General features: G+C 37.5%; 18 protein-coding genes. 16 read left to right on the top strand and 2 right to left on the bottom strand.

Annotation, left to right across the window (positions count from 1 at the left end):
* Window positions 1-5: 5 nt before the first annotated feature.
* On the bottom strand, window positions 6-299 hold the full coding sequence (locus BANA01_RS10980) for a hypothetical protein (protein ID WP_411834014.1): 294 nt from the start codon (window positions 297-299) through the stop codon (window positions 6-8).
* Between the two features lie 143 nt (window positions 300-442).
* Between BANA01_RS10980 and BANA01_RS10975 the strand changes: the two genes are divergently transcribed.
* From BANA01_RS10975 to BANA01_RS10905, 15 genes are all read left to right on the top strand, one after another.
* Entirely contained in the window at window positions 443-892 is a 450-nt protein-coding gene (locus BANA01_RS10975; RefSeq protein WP_034677340.1) for a hypothetical protein, read from the top strand.
* A gap of 373 nt (window positions 893-1,265) precedes the next feature.
* Window positions 1,266-2,516, top strand: coding sequence for an ATP-binding protein (locus tag BANA01_RS10970; protein WP_034677338.1), 1,251 nt, complete (start codon window positions 1,266-1,268; stop codon window positions 2,514-2,516).
* A 193-nt stretch (window positions 2,517-2,709) separates the two neighbouring features.
* The gene (locus BANA01_RS10965) at window positions 2,710-3,873 is read left to right on the top strand and encodes an HD-GYP domain-containing protein (protein WP_034677336.1); all 1,164 of its coding nucleotides are present in this window, start codon (window positions 2,710-2,712) and stop codon (window positions 3,871-3,873) included.
* A gap of 132 nt (window positions 3,874-4,005) precedes the next feature.
* Window positions 4,006-5,193, top strand: coding sequence for a hypothetical protein (locus BANA01_RS10960; RefSeq protein WP_063253159.1), 1,188 nt, complete (start codon window positions 4,006-4,008; stop codon window positions 5,191-5,193).
* Between the two features lie 140 nt (window positions 5,194-5,333).
* Window positions 5,334-6,416: a hypothetical protein gene (locus tag BANA01_RS10955; protein ID WP_063253158.1), complete on the top strand. Its 1,083-nt coding sequence runs from the start codon at window positions 5,334-5,336 to the stop codon at window positions 6,414-6,416.
* On the top strand, window positions 6,403-8,571 hold the full coding sequence (locus tag BANA01_RS10950) for a molybdopterin oxidoreductase family protein (RefSeq protein WP_063253157.1): 2,169 nt from the start codon (window positions 6,403-6,405) through the stop codon (window positions 8,569-8,571). Before BANA01_RS10955 ends, BANA01_RS10950 begins: the two co-directional genes overlap by 14 nt.
* Window positions 8,572-9,132, top strand: a complete 561-nt coding sequence (locus BANA01_RS10945) for a 4Fe-4S dicluster domain-containing protein (protein ID WP_063253156.1) — start codon at window positions 8,572-8,574, stop codon at window positions 9,130-9,132. It abuts the gene before it with no gap.
* A 12-nt stretch (window positions 9,133-9,144) separates the two neighbouring features.
* Window positions 9,145-9,669, top strand: coding sequence for a QcrA and Rieske domain-containing protein (locus BANA01_RS10940; protein WP_063253155.1), 525 nt, complete (start codon window positions 9,145-9,147; stop codon window positions 9,667-9,669).
* The gene (locus BANA01_RS10935) at window positions 9,659-9,850 is read left to right on the top strand and encodes a hypothetical protein (protein ID WP_063253154.1); all 192 of its coding nucleotides are present in this window, start codon (window positions 9,659-9,661) and stop codon (window positions 9,848-9,850) included. Before BANA01_RS10940 ends, BANA01_RS10935 begins: the two co-directional genes overlap by 11 nt.
* Window positions 9,843-10,154, top strand: coding sequence for a hypothetical protein (locus BANA01_RS10930; protein ID WP_063253153.1), 312 nt, complete (start codon window positions 9,843-9,845; stop codon window positions 10,152-10,154). The genes BANA01_RS10935 and BANA01_RS10930 overlap by 8 nt, the downstream gene beginning before the upstream one ends.
* On the top strand, window positions 10,141-10,413 hold the full coding sequence (locus tag BANA01_RS10925; RefSeq protein ID WP_063253152.1) for a hypothetical protein: 273 nt from the start codon (window positions 10,141-10,143) through the stop codon (window positions 10,411-10,413). The genes BANA01_RS10930 and BANA01_RS10925 overlap by 14 nt, the downstream gene beginning before the upstream one ends.
* A 27-nt stretch (window positions 10,414-10,440) precedes the next feature.
* Window positions 10,441-11,094 carry a sensor histidine kinase gene (locus BANA01_RS10920; protein ID WP_063253151.1) on the top strand — a complete coding sequence of 218 codons (654 nt, stop codon included), beginning with the start codon at window positions 10,441-10,443 and terminating at the stop codon, window positions 11,092-11,094.
* A gap of 22 nt (window positions 11,095-11,116) precedes the next feature.
* A complete protein-coding gene (locus BANA01_RS10915) occupies window positions 11,117-11,770 on the top strand; it encodes a response regulator (protein ID WP_063253150.1) in 654 nt (217 codons plus the stop codon).
* Between the two features lie 15 nt (window positions 11,771-11,785).
* Entirely contained in the window at window positions 11,786-12,253 is a 468-nt protein-coding gene (locus BANA01_RS10910; RefSeq protein ID WP_063253149.1) for a GAF domain-containing protein, read from the top strand.
* The gene (locus tag BANA01_RS10905) at window positions 12,250-13,305 is read left to right on the top strand and encodes a sensor histidine kinase (RefSeq protein WP_082799485.1); all 1,056 of its coding nucleotides are present in this window, start codon (window positions 12,250-12,252) and stop codon (window positions 13,303-13,305) included. The genes BANA01_RS10910 and BANA01_RS10905 overlap by 4 nt, the downstream gene beginning before the upstream one ends.
* A gap of 50 nt (window positions 13,306-13,355) precedes the next feature.
* Here BANA01_RS10905 and BANA01_RS10900 read toward each other — a convergent pair whose 3' ends face one another.
* Window positions 13,356-15,014 (bottom strand): glutamine--tRNA ligase/YqeY domain fusion protein, encoded by a 1,659-nt coding sequence (locus BANA01_RS10900; protein ID WP_063253148.1) that lies wholly within the window; start codon window positions 15,012-15,014, stop codon window positions 13,356-13,358.
* Between the two features lie 164 nt (window positions 15,015-15,178).
* Here BANA01_RS10900 and BANA01_RS10895 point away from each other — a divergent pair, with 164 nt between their 5' ends.
* Window positions 15,179-16,174, top strand: a complete 996-nt coding sequence (locus BANA01_RS10895; RefSeq protein WP_063253164.1) for a Gfo/Idh/MocA family protein — start codon at window positions 15,179-15,181, stop codon at window positions 16,172-16,174.
* The last annotated feature ends 106 nt before the right edge of the window (window positions 16,175-16,280 follow it).

Below are 16,280 nucleotides of genomic sequence, written 5' to 3'. Positions count from 1 at the left end.
TGCAATTAACCTCCAAATCCACCTTTCGATCCGCTCCCAAAACCTCCTTTGAAGCTTGAGGAAGACTTGTAAGATTTGGAAGACCTGTAGGACTTGTAGGCGGAAGAATTTAAAAGTGCCGACCTGCTATGGAAAAACATTCCGCCGTAAAAGAAGTGGCCATAGTGACTCGAGCGATTATCGTCACATTGCCAAACTCCTTCATCATCATCCCATTCCCAATCAGCACAGTCTGTATCTTCTGGTACTGGGGGTAAGTCCTGTGCCTGGGAACAACCGGCAAGGGTAGTTCCAGCCATAAGAGAAGTAAGAACGCCAGAGATTAACCATTGGGTTTTCTTCACCTTCCCACGCTCCTTTTGTGAGTTATAATATTTATTATAAAAGTAAATTTCAGGAAAACAATGGTAAGATAAAAAGAAAACGAAAAGAGGGATGGATAATGAGGTTGGAATATCGACTTGATGACAATATAAAACAATATCCTGCCTTGTGGAATTATCAAAATATTACTCCTGTTGAGGCAGTGGCAAGAATGACCTGCGAATATTTCGTAAAAGAAGGAGAGACATACGCGGTAAGCGCCACAGCTATGGACCCAGATGGAACAGCTGTTTTGTATGTAACAAAAGAAAGTTACATCAACGATTCCGCCGATACCATCTATTCTCACATTGGTTTTGAAGTGAGGGAACTGAATGGTACGACATCTAAATTAGTAGAAGGAAAAGATGTTTGGGACCATGAAGAGATTTTGTCGACGCTTCATTCCGATTTCATCTACCTTCAAAAGGATGGTAAGTTTATGGAGTTTGAACTTGATTCACGGGAGATAGATGAGGACCGAAGATGTTACATCTTTTACGGAACATTTTCTGGTAAAAATCGATAAAAAATCGCAAAAGAAAAGCTAGCCACTTAATTGTGGTAGCTTTTTTTTGTGACAAAAGAACTATCCAGGGTGAATAAATATTTTTTGAATGTAGCTTTTGTAGGAGTGAAACTACTTGTAAATATTGGTTATGATGGTCCGATTTGGAGTGAATATAATTATATATATATATTTCTTAGAAAAATAAAGCAAATCATTACAAAATGATGTTTAAAAAGGCTTGGGGTATTCAAATGCTTTTACGCACCCAAGTTTTTTGTCGAATATCATCGAATTCCAAAAAAAAACAACAGGATTTTTCTTGGAAAGGTGGTAGAATGGTAGGAGACAATTTGTATTAGATTGTAAAGGAATATCTAAGGGAGTACCACCTATGAAAGAAGATAACATAGTTCATAAATTATTTTATGAAGAAACGAAAGCAACAAACTTATTTTTGTGGTTATTTTATATTTTTTATATTGCTTTTGAATTAATTTATTATTATCTATTTCCCAATTTGTATAGAGATGGGGGGATTAGTAAATATAAAGAAGGCTTAGGAATATGGTACTACTTCTTTATTTTCGGCTTATTCCCTCTTGCCATTTACTATTTTAAAAAAGGGAATCCCTACATTATTAAGTATCTCTATATTTATACCTTTATAGTTATCGACACTGTCCATAACTTAATCATTTATTTAGGAACGGACAAACAATTTGCTGCAGGAAGTATCGTTGAAGTTGTATTTATTCTTTTCTCTCCTATTTTTGTTAATAAAAAATATTATTGGACAGTTTCTTTAGGGATGGTGTTAAAGTATGGTCTAATTGGATTCATTATTCATGATGTACAGGTTGTAGCTCCTATGATCATATACATGATCCTTTCAGCCATTGCTTTGATTATTTTAATACGTTTTAAGTCCTATTTACATTCCTTAACGAAAGCTCATGAAGAGCTTCGAAGGAAAGAAAAACTTGCTGTTATAGGTCAAATGGCGGCTGCTATTGCTCATGAAATACGAAATCCACTTTCATCCTTAAAAGGTTTTACACAACTGCAGCAAGAAAGATATCCAAATACAAATGATTTTTATCCGATTATGATCCAAGAAATTGATCGGATTAATTCAATTGTGGAGGATTTAATGACACTTGGAAAACCTAAGGAAATCAAATTTTCAAAAGCAAGTATAGAAGAAATCATTGCCTACACTCTATCAATTACGCAACAAGAGGCAGAGAGACAGGGTGTTTCGGTCGAAACAACGATGACTGGACCTTTACCTCCACTCGATTGTGACAGTAAGCAGTTAAAGCAGGTTTTTATTAATTTAATAAAAAATGCAATTGAATCTATGTCTGAGGGCGGAAAAGTAAAAGTTAATGTGAAGGTTTTAGATGGGACTAAGATGAATATATCGATTCAAGATGAAGGATCCGGAATAGATGAGGAAAGTATTCCAAATCTAGGTGAACCATTCTTTACAACTAAAGCTGATGGAACAGGCCTTGGATTAATGGTTTCAAACCAAATTATTCAAGACCATCAAGGGAAAATTACGATTAAGAGCAGTCTTGGAAAAGGCACAACGGTTAATGTAATGCTACCAATTTCCCAGATATATAGGAAAAATTAATTCTATAATTATACAAAAACTATCAATATAATATGTTACAACGTTATCTCCAATAAGATATAATGTAGAGGAATACAGAATTACAGAGGTTTTTGTTGGAAAATGGAAATAAATATAGGTTTAAAAATACTTATATCTTTTCTAATCCTAACGAATTATATAACATACATGTGTGAGAAATACGGAGGATTCTATGATACCACATGAAGAAAAACAAACCGTAAAATGGTATTTATTAATATCATATATTTTAATAATTGGCTGGGATGTATTTTACTACTACTTTAATCCTAAGTATATTGAAAAGCATGAAGTGATTGGGCTTCCTGATTTGTGGAAACTTAACTATATCGTGTTATTGCTCATACTGTTTATTGCCTATTATTTTAATAAGGTGAAAAAACAGAACTGGATTAAATATGTATTTATTATCAGTTATTTAAGTGTATCTTGTCTTGTTGATATCGTTACCTTTCACGGAGATAATGACGGATATACGAGCGGGAATGTGGTGGAGATATTCCTAATCCTTTCCTTGCCTATTTTCTTAAATACCAAATACTTTTGGTTAGTTACACTTGGAGTAACCCTAAAATACATCGCAACGGGAATACTATTAAAAACATCCCTAGTAGTTGTACCAATTGTATTAATTGCAATTTTATCGGGATTATCCTTCTTTTTATTAGTCCGCTTCCAAGGGTATGTCCGTGCGCTTAGCAGTTCCTATGATGACCAATTGGAGGGAATTGTAAAAGGAGTGATTGCTACTCTCGAATTAAAAGACCCGTATACTAGAGGCCATAGTGAGCGTGTTGCCAAATATGCATTAATGTTTGCGAATGAAGTCGGAAAGTTCTCAAAGGAAGAACAAAAATCTTTCTACTATGCTTGTTTACTCCATGATATTGGTAAAGTAAATATTCCCGATCAAATTCTGATGAAGCCTGGTAAACTTACCAATGAAGAATTTGAGATCATAAAGTCTCATCCTGTAGTTGGTGCTGAAGCGGTTAAGAATGTGGAAGGAATAAAGAATAGTATTTATGTGATCCGTTCTCACCATGAACGTTGGGATGGTAAAGGGTATCCTGATCAATTAAAGGGGGAAGAAATACCTTTACTAGCTAGAGTTTCTGCCATTGCCGATGCATTTGATGCCATGACTTCATCTAGGTCATATCGCGATGCATTGCCATATGAAGAAGCGTATAACCGAATAATTCAAGGGCAGGGTTCACAATTTGATCCTATGCTTGTGGAAAAATTTAAAAAGATTTTCCCGGCATGGATTAAATTTCATCAAAATTATCCTTGGTCAGAAAAATGGGAATTACTTAGGGAGGTGGAGGAATGAAAATCCGCAAGCTTAAAAAGGTAAAAACAACATGCTGGTGGTGTATTTACGTAGGTAAATAATGAAGTAGGATGCAAGCGAAAGCTATGCATCCTTTATTTATAATAATTTTGTGGAGGAGCGGCTTTTTAAATGAACATCACACTCCATTCGCGTATTTCCATCGTTCCGATCGATATTCACAAGGATAAAAAGCATTATATAGTCGAAGATAAGCTTACTGGTGAGTTTTATGAAATGCCAGAAATATGTATTGAAGCAATTAATAGGATAAATCAGGGGTTTCCGCTAGGCGAAATCGAATCAACACTTATGGAGAAATTCCCAAAAGGAGAGGTGAATCTAGTCGATTTTGCCAATCAGCTATTAGAGCTGGAATTGATTGACCAGATTGATGGTGTAACGATTGAAAAAAAACAAATTTCAAACGAGCAATCTGGGATGCTGTGGGTTTCTCCTAGAATGGGTAAATTCTTTTTTAATAAGTTTACTGTCCTATTATATAGTGTAATATTTCTATTAAACATAGCGCTGTTTATTGGGTTTCCTTCTTTATTTCCCCACCGTGATGATATTTTCGTTTTTGATATTATGTTTGTAAATGTAATTGTTTGGATGTCGTTAAGCTTTCTTTTTGTGTTAATTCACGAATTTGGTCATGTTCTTGCTATTAGAGCGCACAATCTTCCAACGAAAATGGAAATTGGCCATCGAATGTTATTTGTCGTTTTATTAACAGATATGTCTGCAATCTGGAAATTGCCGCCTAAGGATCGAAATATACTTTTCTTGGGAGGTCTGTATTTTGATTCAGTTCTGCTTTTTATAGCGCTAATTGTTCAGTTATTGTTTCCGAATGGTTCCAATTTTATTATTGGGTTAATGCACTTTGCCGCTTTTGATATTGTATTGAGAATGATATTTCAATGTTGTATTTATATGAAAACAGATTTGTACTTTTTGTTTGAGAACGTCTCTGGCTGTTACAACTTGATGGAAAATGCCAAACATGCCATTAAAAAACGGCTATCTTTTTTAAACTTAAAATCAATAGACGAGGTTGTTTTTGCTGGTGAAAAAAGAGTGGTTTCTACTTATACGATTTTCTACTTTTTAGGATTTGTCGTAACCATTGTCCTATACTTTTTGTATTTTATTCCACAAGTGATTCAGATGGGAAAACAGCTTCTCCCCGGTTTTCTTAAACCTCCAACAAGCTTACTGTTTTGGGATGCCCTCATTTTTTCATTACAGGTCAGCATATTTATTATCTTGCTTCTATATTCATGGCGAAAAAAATACCTTCTTCACAAAGTGTGACAAAACTTTGTCTAAAACAAAAATTCTAAGGGTTTTTTCCCCGACAGATGGGGGAGTTCCCCTATATAGATAACACTAACGAATTTCTTACAATAAGAGTAAGAAAAATCGTTAGTGTTATTTTTTTAGGAGGAGCTTATATGCAGACAAATACTTCAATAAATAAAAAAGCTGGACGCTCGATCAATGATGCCTTTGCATCCAAGTTTGCTAAATCTATGTTTTTAACCGTTACTGCAATTGTCATTCTATCTTTTATTGCAACTAGAATGTTTACCCATGTTGATTTAAATCTATATGGATATATGGTTGGAACTGTAGTCTTTATCGGAGGTTTTTTCTACCGTTTTATCGCTTGGGGTGAAAGACCGCCAACCAAAATTTTCATTAAAAAAGGGTTAAAACTTTTAAAGAGAAAAAGCACCCCGAAAACGGCCGTTAATCATTTAGCCATCTATGATTTTATTAAAAACCGTGGCTTGTACCGCTGGGTTCAGCATATTTTAATCGGCTGGGGCTGTGTTCTTGCATGTATGGTTACCTTCCCGCTCGTGTTTGGCTGGATGTACTTCACGATGGATGATAACGGCTACTATACGATTGTCTTAATGGGAATGAATTTAATGGAGGTAAAAGCTGATGGCATCATCGCTTGGTTCTCCTATAATGCATTAAACATTGCAGCTATTATGGTGACAGCTGGTGTATGTATGGCTTTACGCAGACGCTTAAAAAACATGCAGGCAAGAGCAGAACAAAAGTTCATCTATGACTTCCTGCCACTTTATTTATTGTTATTTATTTCAATCACAGGTCTTTTATTAACCGTTCAAAACGTATTTTTAAATGGCTGGATGCAGCCGCAAATGTCATTGATACACCAATTTTCCGTTATTGTTACTTTAATTTATTTACCATTTGGAAAGCTCGCTCATATACCTTTCCGTCCGGTAAGTGTTTTTGCAAGAAACTATCGTGAACACTACGCCGAGAAGGAAGAGAAAAAGTGTAAAGTATGCGGTGACCATTTCGTATCGGTTGAACAATCAAATGATGTCATTCAAGTATTAGGAGTAAATGCGATTGAATTCAATATGGAAGATGGCTTTAATCTTGCTGAACTATGCCTCCCATGCCGTAGAAAATATCGTATTTCAAGATTCTCAGGATTTGCAACGCATCAAGTGAAGGTCAAGGAGGCTAACCAAAATGCAAAGGGATAAGTTTTTTAAAGAAATTGAAAATCTCCGTCATCCAAATGAAACGCTTGTAAAAACACATTGCAGCTACTGTGGTATGCAATGTGGGATGAATTTACGAGTAAATACAGAGACCAATAAGATTATCGGGGTTGAGCCTCGTTATGATTGGCCAGTAACAGTTGGAAAAATGTGTCCGAAAGGGGTTACGGCTTATCAGCAGACAAACCATGATGATCGTATCCTAAAACCTTTAATTCGTGATGACGCTTCATTAAAAGGAACGAAAGAAGGTTTCCGTGAAGCGACATGGGATGAAGCATATGACTTAATCGTGAAAAATTTTCAACAGCTTCAACGTGATTATGGCAAGGATTCACTAAGTGTTTATAGCGGTGTATCGATGACCAATGAAAAGTGTTATTTAACTGGAAAATTTGCACGTGTAGGTTTGCAGACACGTTACATTGATTACAATGGCCGTTTTTGTATGGCGAGTGCCGCTGGCGGATTTATGAGGTCATTTGGAGTTGACCGTGGTTCTACCCTTCCATGGACAGATCTTCATGAAACAGATTGTTTGTTTATTGCGGGAAGCAATACAGCGGAATGTCACCCAACATCCATGTTCCGCGTATGGGCCGTTCAAGAACGAGGCGGGTATTTAATTGTTGCAGATCCTCGTGAAACACCAATTGCTAGAAGAGCGGATGTTCACTTAGATTTAAGACCAGGCACGGACCTTGCATTGGCTAACGGAATCTTAAATTTATTAATCCAAAACGGCTATGCAGATGAAGAATTCGTTAATAACCATACAAACGGTTTTGAAGAAACCAAGGAACTAGTGAAAGAATTTACACCTGAATATACGAGTGAGCTTACAGGAGTTGCTCCAGAAAAGATTATTCGTGCTGCAGAAATTTACGGAAAAGCTCCAAATGCCATTGTCATGTTTGCACGCGGAATTGAGCAGCAAGTTAAAGGTGTAGATAATGTTTCTGGATACACAAACATGGCATTAGTGACTGGGAAAATTGGCCGCCCTAAAGCAGGTGTTGCTACTTTTACAGGTCAAGGTAATGGTCAAGGTGGCCGTGAACATGGTCAAAAAGCCGACGCACTTCCTGGGTACCGAAAGATTAATAATCCCGAGCACGTAAAGGCAGTGGCTAAGGTTTGGGGGATTGAACCAGAAGAAATGCCTAAAGAGGGTGTTTCTGCATATGAAATGTTTGGATTAATGGAGCAAAAGGTCATTCGAGGATTGTACTTATTGTGCTCTAATCCAGCTGTTTCAGCACCAAACTTAAATTATGTACGTGAGCAGTTAAAAAATCTAGATTTCATGGTTTGTTCTGATTTTTACTTATCAGAATCAGCAGAATTTGCAGATGTAATTCTACCAACCACCACTTGGTCTGAGGATGAAGGAACCGTTACAAATCTAGAAGGACGTTGTATAAAAATTAACAAAGCTCAAGATCCGCTTGGTGAATCGAAACCAGATTGGCAAATTCATGTTGAGTTATGTGAGCGTTTAGGCAGAGGTAAATACTTCTCTCATTTAAAGACTGCTAAAGATGTTGGTGATGAGTTCCGCTTAGCTTCAAAAGGCGGTTATGCAGATTACTACGGAATTACATGGGATAAAATCGAAAAGCAAGATGGTGTATTCTGGCCATGTAAAGATGAGAATGACCCTGGGACACCACATATGTTCTTAGATAAAAAATTCTATCATCCAGATGGAAAAGCAAAAATTTGTGCCCTTCCTTACCGTCCGCCAGCAGAAGAGCCGGATGAAGAATATCCGTTGCGCTTAACAACTGGACGTGTCGTTTATCATTATCTATCTGGAAATCAAACAAGAAGAATCAACTTCTTACGCGATATGTGTCCTGAGCCATATGTAGAAGTACATCCAGAAACAGCAGAACAATATAACATTAAACATGAAGAATTTGTCCGCCTCTATACTCGCAGGGGAGAAGCTGAATATAAAGTAAAAATCACGGAAGCGATCCGTAAAGATACGGTATTTGTGCCTTACCATTTTGGCCATGATAAATCTATTAATCTATTAACAATTGGCGCACTTGATCCAATGTCACGGATGCCGGAATTCAAAGCGTGCGCAGCACAGATTGAAAAACTAGAACTAAAGAAGGTGCAGTAAATGAAAAAGAGGCTATATTTAGAACTTGAAAACTGTATAGGCTGCCGCTCTTGTTTGGCAGCTTGTACACAGTGCGGCGGTCATGAGGAGCGCAACCGTAACTATGTCTACGATGTTAACCCGCTTGTTAACCGTCAGACAATGCCTCTAATGTGCCTTCACTGCGTGAATCCAGCATGTGCTAGAAGCTGTCCGGCGCAAGCAATTCAAATTCATGAAACAGGAGCTGTTCTTTCGGCTCTTGTTGAAAAGTGTATTGGATGTCAAAATTGTACGATTGCTTGTCCATATGGAATTCCGAAGTTTGATACAGAACAAAATTTGATGTACAAGTGCGACCTATGTATTGACCGTACAAAAGACGGCATTCCTCCAATGTGTGCCAGTGTATGTCCATCCAATACATTGCAATGGTTAACAGATGAAGAAATTGAAGCAAAACAAAAGCAATTTAATTTAGATAATGGTAAATGGGTTACCAGCATGCCTTATTTAGAAGGCGAAACCAATGTTAGAGTGAATCTCCCTGGTATCCTCCAGGGTGTCACGAAATTGTTTTAGGAGGGATTAACCATGACAGATAAAAATAATAAAATCCCGTTTAATGAAGATAACTATACTCATAATATAAACCGTAATAATGAAAGAAAACTAGACCGCCGTGGGTTTATGAAAACATTAGTTGGAGCAGCAGGAGTATTCGCTGTTTCCTCACTTCCGTGGGGAGCAGTAGCAGCAAAAGAACTTATTGGTTTAGGAGATAAGAAATATCCAAAGCAAAAAATTACTGACGTAACCGCAATACCTGTCGGTGACGCAGTTGATTTTCATTTTCCGGGTGAGCATGATAGTGCAATTTTAATTAGGCTCTCCGAAAATAAATATGTGGCCTATCAAAATGCCTGTACACATCTCCGCTGCCCAGTGTTCTGGCAAAAGGAAGAAGGAGATTTACTTTGCCCTTGCCATCACGGGAAATTTGATGTTGAAACAGGTGCACCGACTGCAGGACCGCCAAGACGTCCACTGCCCGAAATTTATGTAAAGGTTGAAAACGGCGCAGTTTATGCTGTGGGGGTGAAACGATATGAAGCGTAGTTACCTTCCTGTTGCACTCCTTCTTGCTGTGTTAATGCTGAATATCATTGTTACACAATATATGGTCCATCAATATTTTTATCAGAATTATGTCAATACAATTGTTGCTGGGGTCATGAATGTCGTATTATTTCCACTCGCTTTCATCATCTATAAAAAAGGTGTGAATGTTAATGACTAGTGAAACGTATCTTGATTTTTGTTTTATGCGAGGACAATCAGGTGGATTTTCCGTTGAAATTGAAGAAATATTAAAGGAAACATTTGGGAAGAAACGTTTAAATTGGTTTCTAGAGGAAAAGACAATGGATGGTGCTGAAATGGTGATTGCCGAGGTAAAGGGGATGAGTGATTGGAATTCAGAAGAAGAAACAATCACTTTCCTTGAAGAGAATGCCGGCGAAAAGTTTTGGGAGTATCTTCAAGGCTATAAAATGTTCATCTACCCCGTAAAGAGAGGGTGTAATAGCTGTGGAACCCATTAACCTAGAGGAACTGAGAGGATTGGTCAGGGCTTCCGTTGAAATCACAGTTCATGATCAACAGGGCAGCGATCAAGCGCCAGCTATAAATAAGAAAATAGAAAAAATAGAGTACTGCCCTGACAAAACGCATATCCGCTTCTATGTTGATCATTTCAATTTTATAGCTGTCCCACTTGCGAGTAATATGGCGCATTCTGAAACAATGTTCTCAGCGTCCGATACTGAGAGTGGATTAACCTATACATTTAGAAAAGTTTAATTAAATAAGGGTAAAGGAGGGAAAGTAATGGAATACTCTGCAACAAGAAATCAAATGAGTTCCTATATCATTCAAGCCCAAGAGGAGGAAATTAAAAGAATCTCCTTAGAACTTCATGAAGGTGTAGGACAAAACTTATTCAGCATTTTAACGGGTTTAAAAGTAGTGGAATCCGGGATAAAAGAGGATCATGTTAAAAATCATTTACATGAAATGACTCAGTTGATTGAAAAAACAATGCAGGAAATTCGATTACTTTCCGTTGAACTATACCCCCCTGCACTTACCGCTCTTGGATTACTTCCAGCTATTAAGAGTTATATTAAGGTGTACACTTCTACTTTTGGAATTGTAGTTGAGCTTTCCTCCATAGGAGAAGAAAAGCCCATCCTAGAGCAAAATAGTATTGCAGTGTTTCGAGTTTGTCAGGAGGCACTTACAAATATTGCTAAATATGCCGATACATCAAATGTTAGGATAGATTTGAAGTGGAGTAATAGCAAACTAAAAATATCTATTTTTGATTTTGGAAGGGGCTTCCAGATAGAAGATCTAGAAAAGAACCCTTATTCACTCGGAATTGCTACAATGAAGGAGAGAATGCTTCTAACTGGCGGACAATGTGAAATATCCTCTAAAATAGGAGAAGGTACGTCTATTGAAATATCTCTTCCTATTTAGGAAGTAAAGGGGGGGGGAACATTTGATTAAAATTTTATTAGTTGATGACCATGCAGTGGTAAGAAGCGGCTTAAAAATGCTTTTAAACACAAATCCTGAGATGGAAGTAGTCGGTGAAGCTTCTGAGGGAAATGAAGGAATCAAAAAAGCGTTGAAGCTTAAACCGAATGTTGTTGTCATGGATTTAAGCATGCCGCATGGAAAAGATGGATTATCGGCGACCGGCGAATTAAAAAAGCAAATGCCTGAAGTGAATATACTCATTTTAACGATGCATGATGATGAAGAATACTTATTTCGAGCGGTTCAAGCAGGGGCATCTGGCTGTATTTTAAAAAGTGCACCGCACGATGAGTTAATGTCTGCGATTGAATCCGTGGCAAATGGAAATGCCTATCTCCATCCTGCGGCTACGAAGCGATTAATGGAAGAATACCTTGGAAGCCTTAAACATGGCAGTAATGATACCTACCAACTATTATCAGATCGTGAAAAAGAGGTTCTTACACTAATTGCAAAAGGATATTCCAATAAGGAAATTGCTGAACAGTTAGTGATAAGTGTAAAAACTGTAGAAACTCACAAAGGAAATCTAATGGAGAAACTTCAGATGAAAACCAGACCAGAATTGGTTGAATTCGCCGTAAAAAAGGGGTTATTAGGTTATGGTATTTAAGGAGTTTTTTCGCGGATGACCGAGATTAAGGGGATATCACAGGTAAATGAGGTTTGTGAAGGATTAAAGAAAAGAATTGGCTGTGAATTTGTTGCTTTAGCCCTTCAAAATGAGGTAGGACCAGATGTACGCTGGCATTATGCTTCAGGGAATTTAAATGATAAATATAAAAGAATTACTGTCCGGTTTGGAAAAGGAATCGCTGGAAAAATAATTTCGAGCGGCAGTCCTATGATGTTGATTGACTTCCCAAATGATATATATGGAAAGGTAACAGACCATCCTATTATGCTTGCTGAGAAACTTGTTTCCTGTTATGCAGTGCCGATATTTTTCAATTCTTCACCAAAAGGTGTTCTGCTAGTTGGAAAAAGAGAAAAATATACATTCTCCGAAGATGACCAAGAAATGGTTCAGGATGCTGCCTTGGAATTAGAGCAGATATTACAAAACCAGATATTAGGCTTAGGGGGATATGTATGAACAGAGACCGGCAGCAGCTTGAGTTTGCAAACCTTGAGTTAGAATTAAAAAAATCAATGCAGGAATTAATCGATATAAAGTTTGCCCTTGATGAATCTTCTATTGTGGCAATAACCGATTCAAGAGGTACGATTACATATATTAATGATCAATTTAGCCAAATTTCCAAGTATCCACAAGAAGAACTTCTAGGCCAGGATCATCGAATATTAAATTCGGGATACCACCCAGCTAGTTTTTTTAAAGAAATGTGGAAAACAATTGGTTCGGGGAAGGTATGGAAGGGCGAAATACGCAACCGTGCAAAAGATGGAACATTTTACTGGGTTGATACTACGATTGTTCCGTTTATGAACGATAATGGAAAACCCTATCAATATTTAGCAATCCGCTACGAAATTACCGAACGAAAACGGGTTGAACAAGAATTACAGAAAATGATGACAACAATCATCGATGTTCAGGAAGAAGAACGAAAGCGTTTATCTCGAAATTTACATGACGGAATCGGGCAGAATTTATATAGTCACCTCATTACCATCAATCGTCTGCTTTCTGAAATGAATCATCCTCTGCTAGTGCAAATGCAAACTGAAGCAACCCAGCTAATAGAGGAAATCCGAGATATTTCATGGGAACTGCGTCCTTCCGTATTAGATGATCTTGGACTTGTTCCTGCGATTCGTTCGTTTCTATCTCGTTTTTCAGAAAACTATCATATCGATGTTTATTTTGAGTGTGTACTAAATCGCCGCTTAGACATTAGCGTCGAACTAACGATTTATCGGATCACGCAAGAAGCCTTAACGAATATCAGGAAGTATGCAGAAGTTTCCGAGGCAGCTGTTACAATTAGAGAAATAGATGACGTTATTAGAGTAATGATCGAGGATAAAGGAAAAGGATTTGAACTGGATTCCCAATCCCGTGGTGTTGGTCTGTTTAGTATGGATGAACGGGCAAGGGCTGTTGGTGGAGAGCTTACCATCAATTCTTCACCAGGTAAAGGAACAAAAATTATCCTAGAGGTCCCAGCAAAGCCAAAACGATAAAAATAGAACCAAGCATTTTTGCTTGGTTCTATTTTTATAGTCTAGCTTTACTATATTTTAAAAGAACTTTTTAAGGAAACGATTCGGTTAAAGACGAGCTTATCAACGGTGGTATGCTTTGGATCAACATTGAAATATCCATGTCTAAAGAACTGGAATTTATCGTGCGGCATGCTTTCTCTCATATTCGGCTCTACAAATCCCTGTAATACTACCAATGAATCAGGATTCACATTGTCAAGGAAAGACTTTTCTTCTTCTTCCGTTCCATCTTCTGTTTTATCGAGGATTAGTGGCTCGTATAGACGAAACTCTGCTGGAACGGAATTGGTTGCTTCCACCCAATGAATAGTTCCTTTTACTTTACGGCCTGTAAACCCAGTACCACTTTTCGTTAACGGATCATAGGTACAACGCAATTCAATGACTTCTCCGTTAATATCCTTAATTACTTCTTCACACTTAATGAAATAAGCATGTTTCAGACGAACTTCATTGCCTGGGAAGAGGCGGAAATATTTACTCGGAGGATTTTCCATGAAATCGTCTTTTTCAATATAAATTTCACGAGAGAATGGAATTTTCCGCATGCCCATTTCAGGAACCTCAGGATTAATCTCTGCGTCAAGTAACTCAATTTGACCTTCCGGATAGTTCGTAATGACAACTTTTAAAGGATTTAAAATGCCCATTGTCCGCGGGGCCTTCAACTTTAAGTCTTCTCTAACAAAGTGTTCGAGCATTTGCGAATCAACCGCACCGGAACCTTTTGATACGCCTGTTTCACGAACAAAATTACGAATGGATTCAGGGGTAAACCCTTTGCGCCTCATTCCAGAAATAGTCGGCATCCGCGGGTCATCCCATCCATCCACAAATCCTTCGTCAACGAGCTGCTTCAATTTACGCTTGCTCATTACAGTGTTAGTCACATTTAAGCGACCGAACTCAATTTGCTGCGGTGTACTTTCCATTTCACATTGTTCCACTACCCAGTTATAAAGTGGGCGTTGATCTTCAAATTCAACGGTACAAATCGAATGCGTCACGTCTTCAATGGCGTCCTCTAGCGGATGTGCAAATGCATACATTGGATAGATACACCACTTATCACCAGTGTTATGGTGTGTAGTGTGAGAAATTCGATAAATGACAGGGTCGCGTAAATTGATATTAGGAGACTTCATATCAATTTTGGCGCGGAGAACTTTTTTCCCATTTTCAAATTCTCCGTTTCGCATCCGCTCAAATAAGTCGAGGTTTTCCTCAACTGAACGATCACGATAAGGACTTTCTTTACCAGGAGAAGTCAATGTCCCGCGGTATTCACGAATTTCCTCAGCAGATAGGTCATCCACGTAGGCAAGTCCTTTTTTGATTAATAGAACCGCACGTTTGTACATTTCTTCAAAATAATCAGAAGCAAAGAATAAGTTATCCCACTCAAATCCAAGCCATTTCACATCTTCTTTAATCGAGTTTACATATTCGATATCTTCCTTTAACGGATTGGTGTCATCAAATCGTAAATTAGTTTTTCCGTTAAATTCATCCGCTAATCCAAAGTTAATGATAATGGATTTAGCATGACCGATATGTAAATATCCGTTTGGCTCTGGAGGGAAACGAGTGATAATTTTATCATGCTTACCGGATTCCAAATCCTTAATCATAACATCTTTTATAAAATTAGAACCTAGATTGTCCACTCTATTCAACCTCTTTCTTTCATCTATTACTTATAAATAACATAAATTATGATATTTTTCCATTGTACCCAACAATTCATTAGAAAAATAGTTAAATTGGCAAAAAGAATGAAAAAAAGCTACAATATAAGCTTGAAGAAGTAATGGGAAGGGGATATTTTATGATTAAGCTAGGCACAGTCGGAACAGGATGGATTACATCCTCCTTTATTGAAGCAGCAAAGCAAAGCGGGAAACTAGAATTAACCGGTGTTTATTCAAGGACAGTCGATAAGGCGAAGGAACTTGCCTATACATATAACGCAGCACATTATTTTACCGATTTGGAGGAAATGGCTAAAAGTCCTGAAGTTCAGGTGGTCTATATTGCTTCGCCCAATTCAGTCCATTTTGAGCAGGCACTTACCTTTTTAAAAAATAAAAAGCATGTCATTTGTGAAAAACCAATCTTTTCTAATACGGCTGAACTGGAAGAAGCCTATCAAATGGCTGAGGATAATGGAGTTTATTTATTTGAAGCGATACGAAATATTCACACCCCGAACTTTCGTATACTTAAGGAAAAAATTCAAATGGCAGGAAATCTAAGAAGTGCTATGCTTCCCTATATACAGTATTCTTCTAGGTATGATTCGTTTTTGAGAGGGGAAAACCCAAATATCTTTTCAAGTACTTTTTCTGGGGGTGCCTTGGTTGATTTAGGTGTGTATCCACTTTATTTAGCAGTGGGCCTATTCGGAGAACCAAAGAAAGTTAGCTATCATCCAGTTATCTTATCAAGCGGTGTTGATGGCAGCGGTACCCTTGTATTGGAGTATAAAGAGTTTATCTGTACCATTTTATGTTCTAAGATCTCTCATTCGGTAATGCCATGTGAAATTCATGGAGAGAAGGGAACCTTCGTCCTTGAAGATGCGGCACCGATTTCCGAGATAAAATTCATCGACAGTCACACAAAAGAGAGTGAAATCTTTAGTGTTGCTCAAGAAGATAAAGACATGGCCTATGAATGCATGAAATTTGCTGAAATCATTAAAAAAAATGATGACCACGAATATAAGAAGTTACAAGAAATGAGTATGATTGTTCTGCGAGTAACGGAAGAAGCGCGGAAACAGAATAATATTGTGTTTGGAGTAGAACACAAGGGGAATTTGTAGATTGTTTTAACACTGGCTTAACGTTTATCAGCTATTGCCCAATTTTGTCTGATATAAGTATACGGTTGTGAAATCTTTATGAAAACGATATTTTCGATGACTTTTA

Source organism: Neobacillus niacini NBRC 15566, from assembly GCF_001591505.1.
GTDB classification, from domain to species: domain Bacteria; phylum Bacillota; class Bacilli; order Bacillales; family Cytobacillaceae; genus Neobacillus; species Neobacillus niacini.
This window is presented reverse-complemented; position numbering and strand designations above follow the sequence as displayed.